Here is a 19,277-nt window from a genome sequence, read left to right as displayed (position 1 = left end):
ATTATGTCTTATGCCCAAATTACTGGCTGGGGTAAATGTATACCACCAGCAAGCATCAGCAATGATGAAATTAGCAATATTGTTGATACCAATGATGAATGGATCACAACACGTACAGGCATCAAATCTCGCCGTGTCAGCCATGTTTCTACTGCCGATTTAGCTACCGTTGCCGCAAAGCAAGCGCTTGCTTGTGCTGGTGTTGATGGTAAAGACATTGATCTTGTGCTTCTTGCGACTTGTACACCATCAACTATGGTGGCAAATACGGCCTCTTTAGTGCAGAAAAATATTGGTGCGGTTGGCGCAGCAGCAATGGATACTAACGCTGCATGTTCAGGCTTTTTATATGCATTACAAGCAGCAACGGCACAAATTCGCGCAGGTATGATCAAAAAAGCGGTCGTTATTGCTGCTGAGCGCATGACTTGGTACATCAACTGGGCGCGTCGCGACAGTGCTGTATTATTTGGTGATGGTGCAGGTGCGGTTGTATTAGAAGCTTCAGATACACCATCTGGTTTACTTGCAACTAAAACCGGGTGTGATAGTGAAGATCGCGATATCTTACACATCGAAAACTTTGGTAGCGATTTAAATAAGTACGAGCCAATTGGCCCGTCTAACTTATTATTCGAAGGTCGCGAGATCTTCAAACGTGCTGTTAAAGGTATGAGTGAAGCTTGTGACGACGTACTGAATCAAGCACAGTTAGAGCTTGATGACATTGACGTATTAGTTCCTCACCAAGCAAATTTACGTATTATCCAAGCGATTCAGCAACGCTTGAAAGTAGCTGATGAAAAAGTAATGGTAAACATTGCCGACTATGGTAATACGTCTGCTGCAACAATTGCGATTGCAATTTGTGAAGCTGTTGAGCAAGGCCTTATCAAGCCAAACTCAAACATTATGTCAGCAGCCTTTGGCGCTGGTTTAACTTGGGCGGCGAGTTACATTAAATGGGGCGAGCGCGTGACACCTATTGCAGTGTCTGATGCAGCTTTAACTGAATGTGATAAAACAGGCCTTGAACTTGTTGCACCAGCTGTTGCAGCATGTAAAGCGGCAGAGTAATTCTCGACACTCTTTAGTAGAAAAGCGCGGCTTAGTCCGCGTTTTTTTATGAGCAAAAAATGGACTATATAATGGAATTATTAGGCATACATCACGCTGCAATCATTTGTAGCAACTATGAAAAATCAAAGCATTTTTATAATGAAGTATTAAAACTGCCGATTATCCACGAACTATACCGTGCTGAACGTGACTCGTATAAATTAGATTTAGCACTTCCTGATGGTAGCCAATTAGAATTATTTTCGTTTCCTGGAGCACCACAAAGACCAAGCTATCCCGAGGCACAAGGGCTACGCCATTTGGCGTTTAAAGTTGCTGATATTGCAAAATCTAAGCAGTACTTAGAACAACAAGGCATTTCGGTTGAAGAAATAAGAGTGGATGAAATCACCGGGAAGCAATTTACATTTTTTGCCGATCCCGATGATTTACCTTTAGAGCTTTACCAACTCTAGATTATTGGAAGCGATCTTGTAGGTAATTAAACACAGCGCGAATACCCAATGCTTCACCACCTGTAGGGCGACCCGGTAATGCACGTAGATTCCAAGCCATGACATCAAAGTGAACCCAAGGAGTGCTTGGCTCAATAAACTCTTTTAAGTAAAGAGCTGCAGTGATCGCACCACCAAAAGGAGTGGAAGCACAGTTAGCAATATCAGCTACGTCACTTTTTAATAATGCTTTATATTGATCAAATAACGGAAGTTGCCATACAGGATCATGGCAGCTTTCGCCTGCATCCATCAATTTGTTAGCAACATCACGGTTATTTGCAAAAAAGCCCGGTAATTCAGTACCTAGGGCTACACGACAAGCACCAGTAAGGGTAGCAAAGTCAACGATAAGATCAGGGTTATCGTTTTGTGCTTCAGCAAGTGCATCACACAGCACTAAACGACCTTCAGCGTCCGTGTTATCAATTTCTACTGTGATCCCTTTGCGAGTTTTGATCACATCACCCGGTCTAAATGCATTTCGAGAAACCGCATTTTCAACTGCAGGTACCAATACGCGTAAACGAATTGGTAGGTTGGCAGCCATAATTAACTGCGCAAGACCAATAACATGCGCGGCACCGCCCATGTCTTTTTTCATATTTCGCATGCCTGAGCTTGGTTTTAAATCTAAACCACCAGAATCAAAACAAACACCCTTACCAACTAATGTAATTTGTGGAGCATCTTTTGCGCCCCAACGTAAATCAAGTAAGCGAGGCTTATTCTCAGACGCACGACCAACCATATGAATTGTTGGGTAGTTTTGCTCTAATAATTCATCACCAACCCACTCGCTAAACTCACCATCAAAGGTGTCGGCTAAATCAGCCATTACTTGTGATAGGTGTTGCGGCATCATATCTGCAGCAGGCGTATTAACTAAATCACGCACTAAATTAATGGCACTTGCATGCTGCGATAAACGCTTAACTAAGCTTTCATCTTTAATGGCTAGAGTGGCACGTGGCGATGGTTTTTCTTTATATTCACTAAACTCGTAACCACCTAACACAAAACCCAGCGCTACTTGTTCTACAAACTTGTCATCACCTTGAATTTGATAACAACCTGCTGGCAGTTTTGTTGATAAGTCACCCGCTAACCAAAAGTCTTGTAAATCATTAACTAAACAATACACATGCTCAAGTGAACCGGTTTCACTATCAGCAATTAAGGCCATGCCTTTGTTTTTAAAATCACAATTTGTTAGCCAATTTTGTAAGGCTTGCGGCTGCTCGGTTAACCACGTTGATAGGTCAGCTTTAGCAATAAATGACAGGGGAATTCCCGTAGAAGAATGACGAATTAATGAACTCATTAAACGACTCGATATAAAGAAAAGGTATTTAAGCATACCAATATCTTGATACAAAAGGTATAGGCAAAATCAGATAAGCAAAACCTAATCAGTCTTTGTTTTGCTTCTCTTTTTCTTCTTTTTCTACTTGTTGATCAATCTCTTTAATCGACTTATTGATATTGAATGAGCTAGGTAGCACATCAACACCAACCCATTGACCCAGTTTTACAACCAAAGGAATTGTCACTGGGGCAAAAGGTAATACAGCAAATACGCCCAAACCGAGTCCTTTTAATATATCTAAAAATTGCTCATTGGCAGTATGCAATTCTTCTTTAGTAGCTTGGCCTTGGGTGTATCGCCTATAGATATGAAGCATCTCTTTTGTTTCTTGCTTTTCTTGGGCTAGTGCGATTTTAAGTGCTACCATAGCGCGCTTGAAGCGTAGAGTCTGACGCTTTTTGGTAATTTTAGCCACTCTGAATGGGGCTCGATGAATAACTTTGTATAATCGCATTTGGTTATTTTCACACAGCATGTGAAGTTCACAAAGCATAATTTACTTATATTAGTTTTTGTTTTATTCTCAATACTCTATTCGTAATTATTTTTCAGTATTAAACATGAACACACCTATACAACAGGCTGAGCCAAAACCCCAAAAGCCGGCCCCAGATGAATGTTGTGGTGGTGGTAGTTGTTGCCCATGTGTTTGGGATGAATACCGAGAAAAATTAAAGCAATGGCAATTAAACAACATTCCGCAACAAGCCTAATAGACCGTTCCAAATCCAATTTCGCTTAAAAACCAATCAAAAAATTCCTTTTTTAAAATATTTTTAGATATTTTATATACTTTCTTACGCTTAAAAGAAAAAATAAGAATAAATTATCCCCTTTGATTTCATATACATAATTAAAAAAACAATAATAACGTGCAAATAAAAACGCCAAAAACAACATCGCATTAACAATTTGCAAAATAAATTTACAGGCTGTATAAGAGATTTACACCAAGTTTATTATTTAACTTCGGTGACATAATCATAAATATTCTAACTGGGGAAGTCGGAATGAAATTCAAAAATAATGCGCTACAACAAGCAATTAAATTTGCTTTAGCGACAACAACAGCTGGCCTGTTTGTGTCGGGTTCAGTTGTTGCTGCAGAGCAAGCAGCAGAAGAAACGAAAGTTAACAAAAACGTGGAAAAAATTGCCGTGGTAGGTACTCGTTCAGCACCACGTTCAATCGGCGATTCACCAGTACCGATTGATATCATCGGTGGTGAAGAGCTAGATAAAGGCGGCAACACCGATATGCTAGAGCTTTTAAAAGGCTCGGTTCCTTCTTTTAACGTTCACCAAAACCCAATTAGTGATGCAGCGTCACTTGTACGCCCTGCTAACTTACGTGGTCTTCCTTCTGACAGCACATTAATACTTGTTAATGGTAAACGTCGTCATCGCGCATCAGTTATTGCCTTCTTAGGTGGTGGTATCAATGATGGTGCTCAAGGTGCTGATATCTCAGTTATTCCAAGTATTGCCCTAAAGCAAGTAGAAGTACTTCGTGACGGTGCTGCGGCACAATACGGTTCTGATGCAATCGCTGGTGTAATGAACTTTGTATTAAAAGATGCCTCTGAAGGTGGTTCATTCGAAATTCGTCAAGGCGAATACTACGAAGGTGATGGCGATACAACACAAATTTCAGGTAACGTGGGTCTACCATTTACCGATAGTGGTTTTGCTAACTTAAGCTTCCAATATAAAACAGCTGATGCAACTAGCCGTTCAGTACAACGCCCTGATGCGGCGGCACTTAACGCAGCAGGTGTACCTGAAGTATCTTCTTTAGCACAAATTTGGGGTGCACCTGAAGTTGATGATGATATTACAATCTTTGGTAACATTGGTCTTGAGTTAAGCAACTCATCTGAATTCTACATGTTTGGTAACTACTCTGAGCGTGACGTACGTGGTGGTTTCTACTATCGTAACCCACACACTCGCCCAGGTGTTTACTCAAATGACGGCGGTGAAACACTGCTTGTTGGTGATTTAACTGGCGATATGAGCGGTAACTGTCCTGACGATATCATGATTGATGATAACGTTTTAGATAACCCAGATTACATCAATGGTGTTGCTAACAACCCAGACTGTTTTGCATTTAACGAAATGCTCCCGGGCGGTTTTACACCTAACTTCGGTGGTAACATCACAGATACTGCATTAACAATTGGTACTAAAGGTGAAATTACTTCTGGTTTCCTTGAAGGTGCTTACTATGACTTAAGCGGTACAGTTGGTTACAACGAATCTCGTTACTTCATCTATGACACAATTAATGCGTCATTAGGTCCAGAAAGCCCGCGCGATTTCAGCCCTGGTAAATACTCACAGTTAGAGAAAAACTTTAATGCAGATTTATCAAAAGGTTTTGACTTTGGCTTAGCTTACGATGTAAACGTTGCCGGTGGTCTAGAATGGCACGAAGAAACATTCACAGTTGTTTCTGGTGACGAAGCGTCTTTCACAGCTGGCCCACTAACAGAACAAGGTTTTGGTATCGGTTCAAATGGTTTCCCTGGTTTCAAACCATCTGATGCGGGCGAGTATACACGTCGTAACTATGCTGCATACGTTGATGTTGAAGCACCATTCACAGAAGACTTCCTAATGGGCTTAGCACTACGTTATGAAGATTATGATTCATTTGGTTCAACAACTAACTACAAGTTAACTGGTCAATACCACTTAACTGAAGACTTAAACATTCGTGGTTCAATCAGTACAGGTTTCCGTGCACCAACTGTTGGTCAAGCAAATGTAAGTAACGTTCAAACAAACCTAAGCAGCGGTGTACTTGTTGACTCAGCACTTTTACCACCAACAAACCCAATTGCTGTGCAATTAGGTGGTACAGAGCTTGAACCTGAAGAATCACAAAGCTATACATTTGGTGCAGTTTGGACACTTGGTGACTTATTCTTCACAGTTGACTACTACAACATCCAAGTTGATGACCGTATCAGTCAATCAGATAAAATTGAGTTAAGCCAAGCTGATAAAGACACACTTGAAGCAGCAGGCGTACCAAACGTACAAAACTTAGCGCAAGTAAGCTTCTTCACGAATGACTTCGATACAACAACGCAAGGTGTTGATGCTGTAGCTAACTACTCAACTGATTTGTTAGGCGGTAGCTCAACATTCAGCTTAGCGTACAACTGGAACGACACTGAAGTAACTAAGTCAACAGACATTACTGGTGAGTTTAAAGTAAGTCGTTTAGAAAATGACTTACCAAATCACCGTGCAACGCTTAGCTGGGCACAACAGTGGGAGAATTTCTCTGCATTTACACGTGTTAACTACTATGGCGAATACCAAGGCGTACACGTAGATTACGATGCAACAGCGAAAACAGCTGATGCTGCAGTAACGATTGATGCAGAAGTAACTTACTTCCTAACTGAAGAGCTTAGCTTCTCTGTTGGTGCGACCAACTTATTCGACCAAGAAGCAGAGAAACTTGATTTCTATGACAGTACTGACATCCCTAATAACAACTGGGGTGGTAAATACTACGAAACGTCGCCATATGGTATCAACGGCGGCTTCTATTACGTGAAAGCTACGTATACTTTCTAAATAGAACAGCTTTCTAGGTTGAACAATCAACCTAGAAAGTCGATACCCCGGATTTATTCTGGATATTTATAGTTAACCAAGGCGAAAGACATTTCGCCTTTTTCGTTTTATAGTAAATAAAAATAACAAATAACCCGCCATTCCTATGCTGTTAGAAAAAGCGAATCAACTACTGAATGAAAACAAGCTTAAAGAGGCCGAGTTTCATTTTAAAACCATTCTCGATTCAGATCCTGAAAACGGCGAAGCGTTATTTGGATTGGGCCGTATTGCACTGCGTTTAGAACGTTATGATGCTGCTGTTTACCTTCTACAAAGAGCCTGTGAACGATTACCTCATATGCTTGAACCGCTCCATGCTCTTGCCGATGCTTTTAATGGCGTGCATTCACCACAAGATGCCTTAACCGTACTCGAATATGCAAAATCAATTGCCAGCCACAACCCTGAGCCACACTACTATCTTGCCCAACATTATTTAACCTATGGCGAGTTAGGCAAAGCCTACGGTATTTTAAAGCATGCCCTTGGTATGGGAAATTACCCTGTAAAGGCGTACATTTTATTTGAGTTAGTGCAGTTTGGTCGTTTTAACAATGAACAAAATTACATAAATGAGCTACACCAATTTTTAACTTTGACCAATAACCTGCGCTTAAAAATGGTGTGTTATTATGCACTGGGTAAAAGCTACGATCAGTTAAATGATACAGAACAAGCTTTTAACTACTTTAGCCTAGCTAATAAGCTACAAACAAAACTCACGCAGTTTAAAACCCGTGACTTAGTGCCTTTTTATCAGCGCATCATAGAGCAAAATACAGCTGAACTAATTGATGCCAGAGACAAAACATTCACCGGCACAATTACACCCATTTTTATTATTGGTATGCCAAGAAGTGGCTCAACGCTGGTAGAGCAAATGCTGGCAAGCCATGATGATTTTGCCAGCCTTGGCGAAGATGCCAGTATCAGCAATCAGGTTGTTGCATACCTTGAACAACAAACACAGCTCCCTTACCCAGATTGCTTAGCAGAGCTAAACCAAGGGCTAATTAACAATGCCCGTAATATTTATATTGAACGAATAAAGCAAGCGCCAGTTGTGCGCCCCTTTATGATCAATAAGCTACCTGCTAACTATCAGTCACTTGGATTGATTTACTTACTCTTTCCTAACGCCAAGTTTATTAATATGCAGCGCGAGTATAATGCAATTGCTTGGTCAGTTTTTAGCAACTATTTTGCTGAAAACGAACCTTATTTTTGTTCACTCCCAGAGTTTAAACAGTATTATGATTTGTATCAGCAGTTAATGGAGCATTGGCAAAACGTGATGCCAGAGGCGGTTTTTGATTTAAGCTATGAAGCACTTATCAGTGACAGCGAACAAACACTAACAGCCCTGTGTAAGTTCTTAAACATTGAGTACAGTACACAGTTTTTAGATTTTTATAAGTCAAAAAAACCGGTGACAACGCTCAGCAAAACGGCTGTAAGACAGCCGTTAACTGATAAAGCATTAGAGAAATACAAACGCTACGAGAGCGCAATGCACACGCTTATGCGTGAGTCTCAAACCAGTTCAACAAGTCAATAAACTGATCAAAACGCGCCTGTGGGTGAGTAAGCATATTTATGTGATCATAATCGACCTTATGGCCAAACTTACGCCCATAAATGGTCATCGTTTGCTTGCCGATGCCCGACTCTTCCATAAACTTTTCAATATCAATCGGCTGGCATAGGGCTTTATCTTTAACACCTGCCACATGCATAATGGGCGGTAGTGCCTTATCAGCTAATGCGTTGGCGTAATCAAAGCCATCGTCAGTATCGACCCAAGGTTTACGCTTAGCCCACTGCATACTTTGATAATGTGACTTACGGGTTTCATCATCACTGCCCCATTTCAGTTTTTTAGCCGGCACAAAACCATGCTTACGGGCAACTAATGGCGCCAAACCATACCAAATCAAATTACCTTGAATATACTTGCTTGGGTGATGGTTATACAAAGACCGTTTAGAACCAAAATAACCGCAGGCTTTCACATCATCAATCAACTCAGGAAAACGGGCAAACACACTGTTCATTAACACCCCGCCCCATGAGTGTGCCACCCAATAACGCGCAGGCTCGCCTTCAAGCTGCTTAATTTTATCTAAAAATGCAGGGATATCTTCTAAAATAGCCTCGGTTTGACCATACTTTGCATGCTTTGAAATCGCAGGTTTACTCTCACCACGACCACGTAAATCTGCCACATAGCAAACATAGCCATGCTCAGCTAAAAATGGCGCTAAACCTTTATTGCTGTGGGTATAAAAGATTTTGCCATTTTCAACGGCACCATGCATAAAAAACACCGCAGGGCCTTTCGCATCAGTCTTACTAATACGGCGTAAATGTAAGGTTTGGCTTTCGGCGAGTTTAATAAACACCGATTCTTGTTTAATCGTCACTTTTGACCTTTTTATTCTTATAGACTCATCGTACCAGTGTTAAATTACGCCAGTCTCTTCTGCAAAGCAAGTTTTTGGCGTGGCGATTGCCATTCAAAATGAGAATCTCAGGCACGATGAGATTTTGATAAAATAGTAACACCAATGCAGAGCCATTTTTCATTAATGTTAGACGTTCGACTTGCAGGAGCCTTTGGCTAAATGATCACTAACGAAAAGCTATGAAATTGTGCTGAAAAAGTTTGTTTGATGATTTCTATGGTTTCGGGGCTGATGTCTTTATTGATAAAGACACAAAATATATGTAAGTAATACCAAAACGAAACGTGAGGGCATGCCTAACCAACAAACATTTTCCGTAAGCTTCAGTTATAAGTTCTAGCAATCACAATGCACAATAAAGTAGGCATTATATGATTTATTGCTTGCTTTATTAGGCATAAATTAGGTTTATTAATATCTTTAAGATATCAAAGTTTAGTATTTCTTTTACTAACCAGTAACGATGATTTCTGACGAAAAACTTTCTCTAGTAGGCTTAAAGACCTTCATCAATATTCTGAAAAAATGGAGCATTGAACCGAAAAATAAAAATGTTATTTAGGCTTAGATATTCAAAAAATACTGAATGAGAAAGCTTCTGGATTTAAAAATAAACCTACCGGAGCTTTCTTGAATTCGAACTTCACATATCATCCAAATATACAAATCATTACGAATTATTTTCAGTTAAGAACATCAAGCAAATATCCTTTGGACTATGGAACCAAGAGTTTAGAGGTGCGACTTGTGCGCACAAAGTTGTTGATAAAGGTCGATCCGTAACAAAACGCTCAAGAAGGAACCTCAATGTTTAGCTACCTCTGAAAATAGATCTTTAGAGCATTTACGTTAACTCGTTCTGGGGTAGTTATTTTTATAACCCATCTTTGGACAAAAACTTGTTACGATCTTCAATATGCATAATGTGTCAAATAACCTTTCTAACTCAAAATATTCAAGTTACCAATCAAACCCCAACCCTGAAACCTTAACTTGCGGACAACAAATTATAAATTCTTGTAAGTAATCCCTTACGTAAGCACGGAGTCATCGAATTTAACTGTGACTTCAGTAGAATTGGTAATTGCTCTCTATTGTCATTGCCAAAAAAGTGGTCGAGGCTACTGACTCGATGAACCTCCATACAGAAATCCCAAAATAGCTCTAGGTCATGATTATCCCATTTGCTAATAGCCTCAAGCCAATCTTCCGCCTTTAAAGTCAGTGGTTCCTGACAATTAGTTGCATGCGTATATGCTTTACTGTCAACTTCGATCCATTTTGAACTAACTATCTCTTCGATAAGTTGAGTATGATTATCTTTATTCTCTTTTTCCTTGAAATATACTCTCAACTCGTCGATATGTTTTGGTAAACCAGAATTACAAGTAAAAGTATGAAAATGTCGTTCTTCTGATGGTGTTATGTGCTCAAGCCTTTCTTGAGATATGTTGACAATATTAGACAGTCGTTGGTCGTTAGATGCACCTAATGAGTATAAATAGGCAAGAAAGTTAACAGCGCTATACCATAAACTCAGCGATGGGTTAGTTTCATTCGATACATAATCAATCAAAGCTGATATTTTTACTTCAAGCTCTTCATCAGAATACCGACTTAACCTTTTCGCATGAATGAAATCTGATAATTCATTGGTTTTTGGGTGAAGATTATGTAGGTCAGAATCTCGCAATGGTCTCGATAAACAGCCAAGTGTAAACTCAATAAATGAAGTGCTTTCATTATGAAATATGTATTGCTTATAAAATGGATGGCGTTCATCTTGTTCATCAGGCATATATATAATATTGATTTGCTTAACTATTTCATCCAAACCTTGATCTTGTTGATGATGTAAAAAAGAGAGGAATAGCATTTTATGGAAAAGCGTTTGCTTAGAACTCTCGACATCAATTTCATCCTCCATAGTGTCTAGCATTCTAGATACCTGTTTCATCCTGTCACTTAGCCTTATAAGTACCCGTAAGTTCAAAGGATGTATCTCGTCTAACCGTTTAATCATAAAACGTTGAATGTCAGGGGAAACATCTAAAGTTCCGAAAGCAATATCGAATGCATTTTCACTAGAGATCTCATACTTAAATTTCCAGCAAATTACCTTTTCGATAAGAGATTTACTGACTGATGACTTCGAATCATTCATAACCACTATTGCTTTAATGCTGCTTGCGGAATTGCACATGTCATATAGCTCCCCAAGTATAAGGGATGCTAGAGAGCGGTCTTCAATACGTTCAAGGTCATCAACGATAATTGTCACATCGTTAATTTTTGAAATTATGGATTGTTTCACTAAGCCAGATAGTGACTCAATCAATTGATTGGATTTTGTAGCATCACCAAATGCACTAACAGCTTTTGAGAATATACTCACTGTATTTGCTGCAGTGTCTGATTCAGACTTGCTAGCTAAAGATAAGTATTTTCCTATTAGCTTCTCGTGAAACTGCTGTAACGATTGGATACCTAAAACCGATATTAGTAAGCAATCCTGATCTGAGCGTGTGCTGTATTCATTAGTTATAAAATGAGTTTTGCCAACTCCCCAAGCACCATCCAACAGAACAATTGGCGCAAGAGAACAGTTCTCAAACACATCATTAATTTGCTTTGCTAAGTTACTCATTTATTGCCTTAAACCCAATATCTCATGTAGATTTGATTTAGCAAACCACATTACAAAAACTAGGTCAAATGATGGTTGAAATAACTTCCACAGTGAGCTAGCTGAGCTCATTTTGGGGCAAAGGCGAGTTATATTTATAACTCGTCGATGGATAAAAACTCGTTAGAGACGAAGGACAACTCGGTGCCAGAAGCCGCCGTTGGAAACGCCTCACTAAGAGGCAAATAATAGTTGGTTAAAATAAGCGACGAAGGAGCAATAACCAACTGTTATTTGTCCTGTTTAAGTGACTTGTTAGCTCTCGAAACCAACCAAATCGCTTAACAATCTTCGGTTCTCATCGGAAAAATTGGAGCATTCAAGGTTATATTTTTTATCGATCGCATCAATAACCCTAGAGTGAGCCCATGACGAGAAACAATAAGCACCATTAAAGTAAATAAATAATGGTCCCATACAACCACCACTACCACATGACCATGCATCCACTAAGTATAAATCTGGGCTTTGACCTCCAGTAATGCTTACATCAATTGCTTTGATTGTTGAAGGGTCAACTGTATCACCTGAGTCAGATTTTACTTTTTGTCCATTTTCTTTAAATACATTTATCACTTCTTGCTTAGAGAAGTATAAATATTCTTTATTTTTTAGATAAATAGCTCTTTCGTCTTTACTTACTAAAGACAAATACTCCTGTTCTAAAAATTTTAATTTTCCTTTATTTTTAGATAGCAATACTTTCAATGACTTGATAGTACTACCTAAGTCATTGTTATTCTGTATCGATGAATTAATCTCTTCCTTAAGTTCAGCTATTTCAATATTTGCTTTTTTTAATTCATCTTCTTTGGAAAACCTGGGGTGAACTGTATGAAAATATGCCGCAATTAAGAAGAACAAAGAAAGCAGTGGTACTGCTGCAAAAAAATAATCTAATACCCCTTTTGATTCATCAATCCATTTCATACTAAATCCAAACCTCGATATAGATAGAGAGCTAACATGTTTATAGCGAGCAAATCGCGCGTTTTTCTGAATGATTCATTTGTAGCAAAATTCTTAACTAATTGCCATTACTACTAAAATGCAGCAGTTCTAGCTTTTGTCTCAGGACAAAATGAGTGATTGGGTCGCTTTCCTGACTATGAAAACAATATACTTTGACGAAATAGAAAAGCTAATTTGAATGACCGCTGGTTCGCTCAAAGCCGCCCTAAGAGCATTTAAATTAATTCGTTTTGGGGCAAGACCAATTTGCAAAATATGCAATTTGCTAACTCGAAAAGGGGCAAAGGCGAGTTATATTTATAACTCATCACTGGACAAAAACACGTTAGAGTATTTAATCAGTAACGCCCGCATAATGGGCAATAACACGTAGGCTAAAATTGGAGCGAAGCGACTGAGCCTATGTGTTATTGTCCCAGCGAGCCCGCGAGCGAGTTAATGCGATTGTTATGCATCTACTTGCGTTTATACAACAACCCCAACGAGCCTTTTTTCCATGGCTCGGAGTAAAAATCTCCAACTTTTAACGCTGTATAATTTTTCTTAGATACATCGAGTTTAAGAGTTTTTCCGTTATCTACTGTTTTTATGAAGACATAGTAACTCGTTCCAGCTTTTGTGCTTTCATAAGTGTCTAGCTTTACAACAGAGCCGCTTAACTGAAAATCAGATTGGGGGCCAATGAAATTATTGAACCCTAGAACAAAGCCTCCACTCATAAGGAGGAGCATTGCAGCAACAACAGTCGTTAGTATAATTCCTTTCAATTCTCCAGATTCGCGGCGAAGGTTTGGGATTCTTTTAAAGTAAACGTAGAAGCAAATAATAACGATAGGAACTGACAAATACTTAAACGCCCATACAAATGACGAATTTAATACTGTTTCGTACATCAGCAGGGGAACTATCGAGATGACCATAAATAGGCCGAATGACTTATCTCCGTGCTTTTTTAAAAAATACTCCAATCTCAAATTCCTTTTATGCATAACGCCCTAATAATGGGCAAAAAATTGTTGGCTAAAATGTTGAGGAACGTAAACAGCCAACTGTTTTTTGTCCTTATTTATTAGCTTGTTATAAAGCATTTATACCAAGCTTATTACTGGCTTATCTGTGCTTAGAACATTTAAACACTCATTGCTGCCTTTAATCAAATACTCACTTAACGTAGTGTCTTTGGATAAGAAGCCAGCGCGATTACTTTCTTGAGCTAACCAACCAGAATCATGTATTTGTAAAATCCAATTACTAGTTATTTGATTGCTTACCCAAAATTCTAATAAATCACCTTCATCAAGACACCTAAATCCGATTGGCTGATGAAAACATACTTCAATTCGTAAATTAGAATCAGCGACAACTACTACTTTTAAATAGTCTAAATCGTAGTTGATTGATTCAATATATGTTTGATTACCACTATAACTTGTGAACTCAATAGTTGAGGCTTTCATCAAAACTTCCGTGCTTTATAACGCCGCGCACAGCGGCTGGCAAAACTGGCGTTTTTTGTGCGTACAGCACAAAAAGTGACAGGTTTGACAGTCCGTTGCTGCGCCTTGTTATGCGCATGTTGCCTTATAGTCGCCGTACTCATCCTGCACCACGCCATAGTTTACAAAATTGAGATTACCTATACCTAAGACTTCTGCAATCTCATTTAGTGAGGATACCTCGAAAACTTTTACAGGCTCATCCCACTCTCCGTTTGCAGGTGGAAAGCTATAAACATCTTGGTAATCTTCACTACCTTTATCTATCGCTTCCCAAACACTCACGGAATATTGCAGGCCACTTCCAGAAACTGAAAGCCAACGAATACAATCTTCCTCTTTCTGAAATGAACCTAGAAAAGCTTCAACTTGCTTTCCTCGATTTATTGCAGACTCCACTTCTTTATGTGTTAGATATCTTCGACTCATCTCGATTTCTCAAGGCGCATAACGCCCGGCTCACCGAGCAAATTTTTGTGGCGGCTTGTTCTATTGTGTTACTCACAAAGGTAGATCACGTCTACCTGGTCACCGCAGAAAAATGCAGAGTCATCTTTCTTTGAAAACTCGATACCTTTTTCTGTGGTAATAACCAATTTTTGTGAATCTTGCCATTCTGCGCTAACTTGCGCACCCTCTTTACTGAGGTAGAAAACTGAGCCTCCACCAGAACCCCACATCATTAGCGCAGAAGTATGGATATATTTACCATCACGAAACTCCTCAGTAACCGTAAATACTTTCTGGTTATCAGGTGCAACAAGTTCAACTAATTTATTGACGCGAAAATCATGTTTTGGCTTCTTACGTCTTTTCTTCGTTTTCCTTTCAGTTGATATTTCTTCGAGAAACGAATCTAGGGCGATTTTTCGATTCTTTATATCGTCTTTAGTAGCCCCTAGATCCTCCCAAAGCTTTAAATCACTTCCACTAGTTATGATCGAACGGACTTTTTCATACACACTCTGCTCTAGAGTCTTTGTCTCCCATTGAGCTTGAGCTAGGGCAAACCAAGAGTTATTTGAATCTTCGTGGTCTTCGAAGTATTCAGAAAACGATTCCTTAACTTCTGAGCTAGCGTACTTTGGACTCGCGCCATTGTTATAGATGTCAAAAAAACCTTCGTAAACATCAGCAAACGAATCACTATCTTCGACATTTACACCCCATACACCCACTACGATTTATCTCCGAGTTTCGTTAGCAATAGAACGCTTTGCTAAGGGGCAATTAACAGTTGGATATACTTGCGCGAAGCGCCAAGCCAACTGCTAATTGTCCCAGTGAGTGTACGAACTAACTTTAGCAACTTGTTATATTTCATAGCATTGCCTTTGATATTGTTGCTATTGCAGCTTTTTGCTGCGGATCAGTTGCCTCTTCGAATATTTTTACTAAATATGGGGCCACATGCTTTTTTTCTTCATTGGACATTACAAACGAATCGTCAAACCAAATTTGATTATCGCTATCAAGCATAAGCGTAAAAGCATCATTATCACTCTTTACGATCAGTCCAATCACTTCGGCCTCTACAAAGGTTCCCTCATAGATTAAGTTGCTTTTTATCGCTGAAACTCTTGGGTTCATCTCACTCTTAGCCATCGTGGAGCTAACAAAAAACAATGAAATTACTAGAATCCAAATCTTCGACGTCACCGACACACCTTGATTGAAATATAACGCCGCAATATGGGGCGCGAAAAATCTTGGCTATAACAGGAACAAAGTGACGCAGCCAAGCTTTTTGCGTCCCATTCATTATTGCTTTGTTATGTTTCGTGCATATTTTCACAAAAACTCTCAGTATATTTAAACCCTTTACTTACTTGAGCTGAATCACCTAACGTAAATAACGCACCATCTTCAATGATTACATCAAATTTTATAGTTAAGTTTTGAGCTAAGGTAACACCTAAATTTTTTGCCCGCTTCCTAATTTGAGCAAAATCAGCTTTAAAATGGCAAGTTAACTCACCACAGCAGTATGTATGATTTTTTAAAAAGCTTAATTTCACCGTTACCAGAGAGTTTAAATTACTTAATGAAGTAACTTGCACCCCATAATTATTTTCGAAATCTTTGCCCGTAAAATAGTTTACGAATAAGTCATTAATGGTTGCGACTTCAGGTTGCATAATTTTTTCAAGAAACATAACGCCCGCATAAAATGCGGATAATGCTTGGCTATAATTAGCGAAGATGAGCGCCAGCCAAGCGTTTGACGTCATTTTTGATGCGCTTGTTAGGTACACTTTGAGCTTTCTACAACTCTGTAACTGATGTTCTCTCGCTGTTTAGCCATTGATTCAATGCAAATCACCATATCTTTTTTTACAGTAGTCATACAGCCAACACTCTTAAGCCTATCGGAGGTGTCTGGAAAATACACTGTATATGGGAAAAAGGGCGCTACTCGTTGTATTGTTTCAGCTTTGTATACAACATTGACAGCAACAGCCGTAAAATGGCTTATAGTCACCTCTGAAATCGAGCTTTCAAAATTCTTTGAACCATATACGATTGCAGAACACATCACAATGACTACTAGGATTGAAGTAATCAATCGTAACTTAGCTTTCGGCTTGAATCTTACACGGTATGTTGTGTTCAATGCTTATGTACCTAACGCCTTAATAAACTGCGGAAAATAGCAGGCTAAACTAAGCGAAGAATGAGCGCAAGCCTGCTGTTTTGCATCCACTGTTTCATTAAATTGTTATACTTCGTTTTCAAATAATACTGATTTATCTATTGGTAGCGATGTACATTTCAAATTGGCTGTTACGTAAGGCCAGTGAACTCTTTTCGCATGGATCACAAACCCTCGCTTCATAGCATACTTGGTCAAGGTAAAAGAACCTGGGCAGAGTTCACCGGATCTGCGCAACAGTTTAAATCTCAATATCTCATACGATTCATTAGTATTACCATCAACTCGAACAAGAAATGATTCTTTGCCTAACTTTGTTTCAGAAAATCCATTAGCCCCACTCTCAGGGTAGCCATCAATCGGTTTATATGAGCTACAACCAACTATTCCCAAAGATAAAGCTAATATTGCAGTTCTTAGCAAGGTAACTCCATAGATGTATAACGCCTCGTTAAGAGGCAAATAATATGTTGGCTAAAATAAGCGACGCAGGAGCAAAAGCCAACTGTTATTTGTCCTACTTTAACGACTTGTTATATTTTTAATCCCATTCGCCTTGTTTATAGCTTTCAATACTCGCTATTGTTGTTAGCTCTCCCATGACTTGAACAACATGTTCTGGTGTAGATATTTCTGGCTTACCTTTATAGTCACCACAAACATTTTCATTAATGGATTCCCATTGAAGCAATACGGCATCTTTTACGTCTTTGATTGCTATAGCCTGTTTCTTAATAGCTTTAACCCAATATGCATTTACAGACGAGTTTCTTATATTTAAAGATGTAGATTGAACATTAAAGCCACTGTTTCTTAATATCCTTTTCATATCATGCTCGGAATATGGAACTGCGTACTTCTCAGGATGTAGTAGCGGGTAAAGTTCAATAATTACAACATGTCCATCTGCTTTTGATGCTTTAGCTGCAGTATGAATAATCTTGGAGAAATCATCCGGGTTACATTCGTGTAGTACATTTGAAATAACAACTAGATCATAATAAGAAGTGAGAATATTTTCCTCAAGCTCAATAACCTCAACATTATCTGAGCCTTGCTCTATTAATTTGAAGAGTTCTGCTCTTACTTTCTCAAACGGTTCCCAGAAAGACCATTTTATATTGTTTTTTACATCTGGTATTTTACTTACTTCATAAAAGGTTCTTCCATAACCAGCCCCTAAATCAAGTATTTCCAAGTTTCTATCACCAGCCCTGTTAATTTTATCTTTGATAAAGTCAGCTAACTTGTCATTTTGCAAATCAGGCTTAGTTGATTTTTTATGCCCTACTGCGCCGTAATTAAACACCTGAGAAAAGCTTTTCATAACAGACTCAGATAGAGCCAAACTATTAGATTGGGATAGCCTAAGTAAATTATTATCATACCCATCGAATAGCTTGTAAGTCATACTGACTTTTTCAAAATCCGTATTGAGGTCTACTATCTTTCTTGAAAAGCTTGGTAACACAGCTTTAGATCTTTTTTCAAAGCCAATTTCTAACTCTGGTTTTTTACATTTAGGTTCATCAAGCTCTATATACCAGCACTGGTCGATCAGCTTTGAAAATATTACATGCGGGTGGTGGGTGGTTATTATGCTTTGCGGCACTTTTTCTTTGATTTTTTCACACAAAAATGAAATGTACTGTGGATGTAAATAACTCTCAACTTCATCGACAAGAAGAATGTTAATTGTGTGATGATATATAAAGCATAGATAAAAGAATAAAGCACGTTGCCCTTGGCTCCATGAAGGGTTAGGGAAAATCTGTCCGTCAAAATACTTTAAATGTAATTCTAAGTTTTTAGTCTCATCGTTATATCTATAATATAGATGCCCATTAGTTATCTCCTCTAAACCTTTTGTAACTTCACATTTTCCGCCACATTTATACAGTTTATTGGGATCTATCTTTGCGCAAAAATTTTGGCGGTATTCTCTTTCAGATAACCAACTTTCTTTATTAAAATTAGTACCATGTTTCTTGAATAAATGACTACTAATAAAACTTAGTAAGGCTTTTCTACATACATTTTCAATATTGCTTGTACGATCTTTTGTTCTTCGCCCATCGTTTAAAGGTATATAAGTAAACTTTTTTAAAACATAATCCAAATCATTGAGTAAAAATATATTGTCACAATTATACCTCATATCTTCTAAAGCAACCGCAATAGAAGACCTCCTTGGTGTAAAACCATCCTGCGAATTCTTTTCAGTAATTTTATTATGTTCTTTTATACTTCGATCTATATGGTTAATTATGTGTGATTTACCTGATCGATTCTTGCCTGCTAGAACAATTAATTTCGACTCTTCGTTATTAATTGGTTTTTTTAAATTTAATAAAATAGGTTCTTGTTCACTTTGCGTCCCTACACTTATTTTCTCAATAAAATTCATTTTACTTCTAAACCTAT

The 19,277-nt window shown here is 38.5% G+C and carries 18 protein-coding genes; 5 read left to right on the top strand and 13 right to left on the bottom strand.

What is annotated here, in order from left to right; all coding sequences use genetic code 11:
• Nucleotides 1-3: 3 nt before the first annotated feature.
• Both AN213_RS16250 and AN213_RS16245 read left to right on the top strand, forming a co-directional pair.
• The gene (locus tag AN213_RS16250) at nucleotides 4-1,077 is read left to right on the top strand and encodes a ketoacyl-ACP synthase III (protein WP_055199157.1); all 1,074 of its coding nucleotides are present in this window, start codon (nucleotides 4-6) and stop codon (nucleotides 1,075-1,077) included.
• A 71-nt stretch (nucleotides 1,078-1,148) separates the two neighbouring features.
• A complete protein-coding gene (locus tag AN213_RS16245; protein ID WP_055199156.1) occupies nucleotides 1,149-1,535 on the top strand; it encodes a VOC family protein in 387 nt (128 codons plus the stop codon).
• Nucleotide 1,536: 1 nt separating this feature from the next.
• On the opposite strand, the gene AN213_RS16240 is transcribed toward AN213_RS16245, so the two are convergent.
• Nucleotides 1,537-2,898: a M17 family metallopeptidase gene (locus AN213_RS16240; RefSeq protein WP_054563996.1), complete on the bottom strand. Its 1,362-nt coding sequence runs from the start codon at nucleotides 2,896-2,898 to the stop codon at nucleotides 1,537-1,539.
• Nucleotides 2,899-2,986: 88 nt separating this feature from the next.
• Nucleotides 2,987-3,397, bottom strand: coding sequence for a hypothetical protein (locus tag AN213_RS16235; RefSeq protein ID WP_054563995.1), 411 nt, complete (start codon nucleotides 3,395-3,397; stop codon nucleotides 2,987-2,989).
• Nucleotides 3,398-3,503: 106 nt separating this feature from the next.
• On the opposite strand from AN213_RS16235, the gene AN213_RS20105 reads away from it, so the two are divergent.
• From AN213_RS20105 to AN213_RS16225, 3 genes are all read left to right on the top strand, one after another.
• Nucleotides 3,504-3,656 (top strand): oxidoreductase-like domain-containing protein, encoded by a 153-nt coding sequence (locus AN213_RS20105; protein WP_082401749.1) that lies wholly within the window; start codon nucleotides 3,504-3,506, stop codon nucleotides 3,654-3,656.
• Nucleotides 3,657-3,953: 297 nt separating this feature from the next.
• A complete protein-coding gene (locus AN213_RS16230; protein ID WP_055199155.1) occupies nucleotides 3,954-6,539 on the top strand; it encodes a TonB-dependent siderophore receptor in 2,586 nt (861 codons plus the stop codon).
• 145 nt (nucleotides 6,540-6,684) lie between these two features.
• Nucleotides 6,685-8,139: a sulfotransferase gene (locus tag AN213_RS16225; RefSeq protein ID WP_055199154.1), complete on the top strand. Its 1,455-nt coding sequence runs from the start codon at nucleotides 6,685-6,687 to the stop codon at nucleotides 8,137-8,139.
• On the opposite strand, the gene AN213_RS16220 is transcribed toward AN213_RS16225, so the two are convergent.
• The 11 genes from AN213_RS16220 to AN213_RS16165 all read right to left on the bottom strand — a co-directional run bounded on the left by AN213_RS16220 (nucleotide 8,102) and on the right by AN213_RS16165 (nucleotide 19,260).
• Complete coding sequence (locus tag AN213_RS16220) at nucleotides 8,102-9,004, bottom strand: alpha/beta fold hydrolase (protein WP_055199153.1); 903 nt, start codon at nucleotides 9,002-9,004, stop codon at nucleotides 8,102-8,104. The genes AN213_RS16225 and AN213_RS16220 overlap by 38 nt on opposite strands.
• A 1,030-nt stretch (nucleotides 9,005-10,034) precedes the next feature.
• On the bottom strand, nucleotides 10,035-11,693 hold the full coding sequence (locus tag AN213_RS16215; protein WP_055199152.1) for a P-loop NTPase fold protein: 1,659 nt from the start codon (nucleotides 11,691-11,693) through the stop codon (nucleotides 10,035-10,037).
• A gap of 294 nt (nucleotides 11,694-11,987) precedes the next feature.
• Nucleotides 11,988-12,662 carry a hypothetical protein gene (locus AN213_RS16210; RefSeq protein WP_055199151.1) on the bottom strand — a complete coding sequence of 225 codons (675 nt, stop codon included), beginning with the start codon at nucleotides 12,660-12,662 and terminating at the stop codon, nucleotides 11,988-11,990.
• A gap of 497 nt (nucleotides 12,663-13,159) precedes the next feature.
• On the bottom strand, nucleotides 13,160-13,672 hold the full coding sequence (locus tag AN213_RS16205) for a hypothetical protein (protein ID WP_055199150.1): 513 nt from the start codon (nucleotides 13,670-13,672) through the stop codon (nucleotides 13,160-13,162).
• A 120-nt stretch (nucleotides 13,673-13,792) separates the two neighbouring features.
• Nucleotides 13,793-14,161 (bottom strand): hypothetical protein, encoded by a 369-nt coding sequence (locus AN213_RS16200; protein ID WP_055199149.1) that lies wholly within the window; start codon nucleotides 14,159-14,161, stop codon nucleotides 13,793-13,795.
• A gap of 108 nt (nucleotides 14,162-14,269) precedes the next feature.
• Nucleotides 14,270-14,629 (bottom strand): hypothetical protein, encoded by a 360-nt coding sequence (locus AN213_RS16195; RefSeq protein WP_055199148.1) that lies wholly within the window; start codon nucleotides 14,627-14,629, stop codon nucleotides 14,270-14,272.
• A 68-nt stretch (nucleotides 14,630-14,697) separates the two neighbouring features.
• On the bottom strand, nucleotides 14,698-15,378 hold the full coding sequence (locus AN213_RS16190) for a hypothetical protein (protein WP_055199147.1): 681 nt from the start codon (nucleotides 15,376-15,378) through the stop codon (nucleotides 14,698-14,700).
• Nucleotides 15,379-15,520: 142 nt separating this feature from the next.
• On the bottom strand, nucleotides 15,521-15,859 hold the full coding sequence (locus tag AN213_RS16185) for a hypothetical protein (RefSeq protein WP_055199146.1): 339 nt from the start codon (nucleotides 15,857-15,859) through the stop codon (nucleotides 15,521-15,523).
• A gap of 113 nt (nucleotides 15,860-15,972) precedes the next feature.
• Nucleotides 15,973-16,356 (bottom strand): hypothetical protein, encoded by a 384-nt coding sequence (locus AN213_RS16180; RefSeq protein ID WP_063529928.1) that lies wholly within the window; start codon nucleotides 16,354-16,356, stop codon nucleotides 15,973-15,975.
• A 563-nt stretch (nucleotides 16,357-16,919) separates the two neighbouring features.
• Nucleotides 16,920-17,276 (bottom strand): hypothetical protein, encoded by a 357-nt coding sequence (locus AN213_RS16170; RefSeq protein ID WP_055199143.1) that lies wholly within the window; start codon nucleotides 17,274-17,276, stop codon nucleotides 16,920-16,922.
• Between the two features lie 118 nt (nucleotides 17,277-17,394).
• Nucleotides 17,395-19,260 carry an AAA family ATPase gene (locus AN213_RS16165; protein WP_055199142.1) on the bottom strand — a complete coding sequence of 622 codons (1,866 nt, stop codon included), beginning with the start codon at nucleotides 19,258-19,260 and terminating at the stop codon, nucleotides 17,395-17,397.
• Nucleotides 19,261-19,277 lie beyond the last annotated feature (17 nt).

This window comes from Pseudoalteromonas sp. P1-8 (assembly GCF_001399985.1).
Lineage (GTDB): Bacteria > Pseudomonadota > Gammaproteobacteria > Enterobacterales > Alteromonadaceae > Pseudoalteromonas.
The sequence above is the reverse complement of the archived record's forward strand: the minus strand, read 5'-3'. Positions and strand labels throughout refer to the sequence as shown.

What these genes read in the sequence shown, in the direction of transcription:
- AN213_RS16250 (WP_055199157.1), top strand. Translation starts at nt 4, where the DNA reads ATGTCTTATGCCCAAATTACTGGCTGGGGTAAATGTATACCACCAGCA.
- AN213_RS16245 (WP_055199156.1), top strand. Translation starts at nt 1,149, where the DNA reads ATGGAATTATTAGGCATACATCACGCTGCAATCATTTGTAGCAACTAT.
- AN213_RS16240 (WP_054563996.1), bottom strand. Translation starts at nt 2,898, where the DNA reads ATGAGTTCATTAATTCGTCATTCTTCTACGGGAATTCCCCTGTCATTT.
- AN213_RS16235 (WP_054563995.1), bottom strand. Translation starts at nt 3,397, where the DNA reads ATGCGATTATACAAAGTTATTCATCGAGCCCCATTCAGAGTGGCTAAA.
- AN213_RS20105 (WP_082401749.1), top strand. Translation starts at nt 3,504, where the DNA reads ATGAACACACCTATACAACAGGCTGAGCCAAAACCCCAAAAGCCGGCC.
- AN213_RS16230 (WP_055199155.1), top strand. Translation starts at nt 3,954, where the DNA reads ATGAAATTCAAAAATAATGCGCTACAACAAGCAATTAAATTTGCTTTA.
- AN213_RS16225 (WP_055199154.1), top strand. Translation starts at nt 6,685, where the DNA reads ATGCTGTTAGAAAAAGCGAATCAACTACTGAATGAAAACAAGCTTAAA.
- AN213_RS16215 (WP_055199152.1), bottom strand. Translation starts at nt 11,693, where the DNA reads ATGAGTAACTTAGCAAAGCAAATTAATGATGTGTTTGAGAACTGTTCT.
- AN213_RS16210 (WP_055199151.1), bottom strand. Translation starts at nt 12,662, where the DNA reads ATGAAATGGATTGATGAATCAAAAGGGGTATTAGATTATTTTTTTGCA.
- AN213_RS16200 (WP_055199149.1), bottom strand. Translation starts at nt 14,161, where the DNA reads ATGAAAGCCTCAACTATTGAGTTCACAAGTTATAGTGGTAATCAAACA.
- AN213_RS16195 (WP_055199148.1), bottom strand. Translation starts at nt 14,629, where the DNA reads ATGAGTCGAAGATATCTAACACATAAAGAAGTGGAGTCTGCAATAAAT.
- AN213_RS16180 (WP_063529928.1), bottom strand. Translation starts at nt 16,356, where the DNA reads ATGTTTCTTGAAAAAATTATGCAACCTGAAGTCGCAACCATTAATGAC.
- AN213_RS16165 (WP_055199142.1), bottom strand. Translation starts at nt 19,260, where the DNA reads ATGAATTTTATTGAGAAAATAAGTGTAGGGACGCAAAGTGAACAAGAA.